The organism is Paenibacillus sp. SEL3 (genome assembly GCF_054602585.1).
In genome coordinates this window covers 6,035,643-6,038,015 of the sequence record NZ_CM137725.1, presented here as the reverse complement: position 1 = coordinate 6,038,015, position 2,373 = coordinate 6,035,643, and the positions used below count along the sequence as shown (strand labels likewise).

General features: G+C 37.8%; 1 protein-coding gene. It reads right to left on the bottom strand.

Features of this window, described 5'->3' with window-relative positions:
• Positions 1 to 2,026 precede the first annotated feature (2,026 nt).
• Positions 2,027 to 2,335 carry a hypothetical protein gene (locus tag ACYCS5_RS27540; protein ID WP_039275163.1) on the bottom strand — a complete coding sequence of 103 codons (309 nt, stop codon included), beginning with the start codon at positions 2,333 to 2,335 and terminating at the stop codon, positions 2,027 to 2,029.
• Positions 2,336 to 2,373: the final 38 nt, after the last annotated feature.

The following is a 2,373-nucleotide window of genomic DNA, read 5'->3' as shown; positions in this document are numbered from 1 at the left end:
ACGTATCTCTCCTCGCGAAATAGATAGAGGTAAAGTAACTCCTCATAAATGACCGCCCTTGTCAAGGAACTAGTCATGCGTGTCTTTTCTCCGGCATTAAATTGCCAATGGTAGTCGGCAAAAGCGATCACTCCTGATATACCATTGAGATATGGGTGCCTTCAAAGAGCTGAATTTGAATCGAAACAAGCGCATCTTCTTTTTCATCGCTCACACTTTCGCAGTGCAAGCTTTTTTAGTTGTGCGGACATAGCAAATAACTCTGACTCTGGATGTATGAAAATGTGCATGGAATGAGAATATTTTTGAATTATGCTGAGAGTACATCTTGGTGGTGGGTTGTAGAATGGTTGCCACAATATTAACAACGTAGTGTATCATGATGTGTGCTGTCGAATCTTGGCTGGAGGGTATCGATGCTGTGAGATACATGAGCTGCTGCAGCGTGGTTAGGAGCGTGATTCACGACTGCGCTTATGACTTCCTGATTTTGTACATGGATGAAAAATGATGGTCATCGGACGGGCCAACGGGGTTCCCAGGCTGCTAAGGATACGTTTCACATACCTTAAAAATAATGAAGTTGTCTTTTGCAATACGGGAGATGTGGGACGGATTTACTGGATATGATGCTATGGACAGGGAATCTTACAGTTTGGCCTATACAACTGCCATGCTGTTTCAATTACAATCAGTGCCCCCATACATTGTCTAAAAAAGAGAACAGCTTATGTACTTATGAAGCCATTTCGGGAAGCAGTGAGGGCATGTTGTCCTGCTTGATGTCCATGGAGCTTCTGTTGAACAACTTCTATGTTCTGCAAGCCATTAAGCAAAGTCCTCATATCGGGCGAAAATAACTGGATCTTCTCAGTCAGATAGATCACGATTTTTAAAAACTAAGACATGATCGGAGTCGCCATATAAATTTCTCAAATCCTCTTATTGCCCAAAATTTCACAATAAATCCTTATATCCCTTTTTTCCTCCCAATACTTTCTAGCTATTTTAAATATACAAACTTTAAAACCGATTAGCATGGGACAAAAGTTCCAAATTGATAGATTGCATGAAATCCATAAATAACCCATATTATTCTATTATTTTTATATCTTCAAATACAAGAATTTCACTTTTTTATTAAATTGAATACCGATCATGACCCGTTAACGTGATTTAAGACAAAATTTTTGATTTTATAAATTGATAAAATCAAAATGACGTAGACTTGCAAAAAAGTCCAAAACCCTTGTATCAAAACAAATTTTACGTTACACATCATTAACACAAATGTAACAAATCAATTCTGACATCATCCGACAAATTTCAACTTTTTCAGCAATATTCTTTAATCACCTATATAATGGAATTTATTCACATCAAGCTGAAGTGATTCAAAATTAATAACTCTTCATTTTTTAAATAGATAGTGACTTTTCATAGCTCTTTTGAACTAATTCACATGCAAAATTTTCTTTAATTTTCTTCTGAAATTTCAGTTCAGATTAAATTTTTCTCTAATTTTAGCTAGAAACTTTGCTTTTTATTTAATAGAAACGTTTTGATCTTCCTTTAAAAGTATAAATTTTTAGAAAAATCATAACTATGGAACTATTTTTTTTCGCAAAATTCAATGAACCGAAAACATAAAAATAGCAAGTCTCCATGTTGCAAGAGACTTGCTATTTTTATGTTTTGGCGACTTGACCCTTAAGAATGAAGTGAATACTGCCACAGCGAACGTACCAGAAACATTTGTTGTGTGATGTATACTGTGTACGAATCGAATCGTTTTTGTTGCCGAGCTCATCACAACCGATTGAGCTTCTGCCCTGTGATCAGACATGGAACAAATCCTTTGCAACCACTCACCAGATATCCAGACAAGCAATCGTATATCACGTCTTTTAGATGACAAGGGATTCCCGCGGCTGTCCACATTAACCGATTCAAACTGGTGCGAGAACTGAACCGGATAATCAGAGCTTGGCTTCTACGCCTACTTTGCTGCAATAAGAATCGTTCTTCACCCATCCACTACATCTGCTTGTAAATCTGTTGCAATTTCAATCATCTTAGGCACGACAGCCTCATTGGAAATAGCCACGTACACATCCCCCATGTAATGACGAAAAGGTATTTCTACGTCAGCATATTTCCACATGAAAAAATCTCCCTCGATCGACATGGTGCTCTCAGCACCTTGTATGATAAGCTCCCGTGAATACGAAAAGTCTGGCTGGGATGCAAAGTAATCTTTGCACTCCTCCAGGGAAATGGATTGCTCCACAGGATTTTCCTGCATGGAACGGGTGATTCGAAAACGCTGGTTCATTGATCTGCCTCCACAATTATGATTAAGAAATTCTGGCT

What these genes read in the sequence shown, in the direction of transcription:
- ACYCS5_RS27540 (WP_039275163.1), bottom strand. Translation starts at nt 2,335, where the DNA reads ATGAACCAGCGTTTTCGAATCACCCGTTCCATGCAGGAAAATCCTGTG.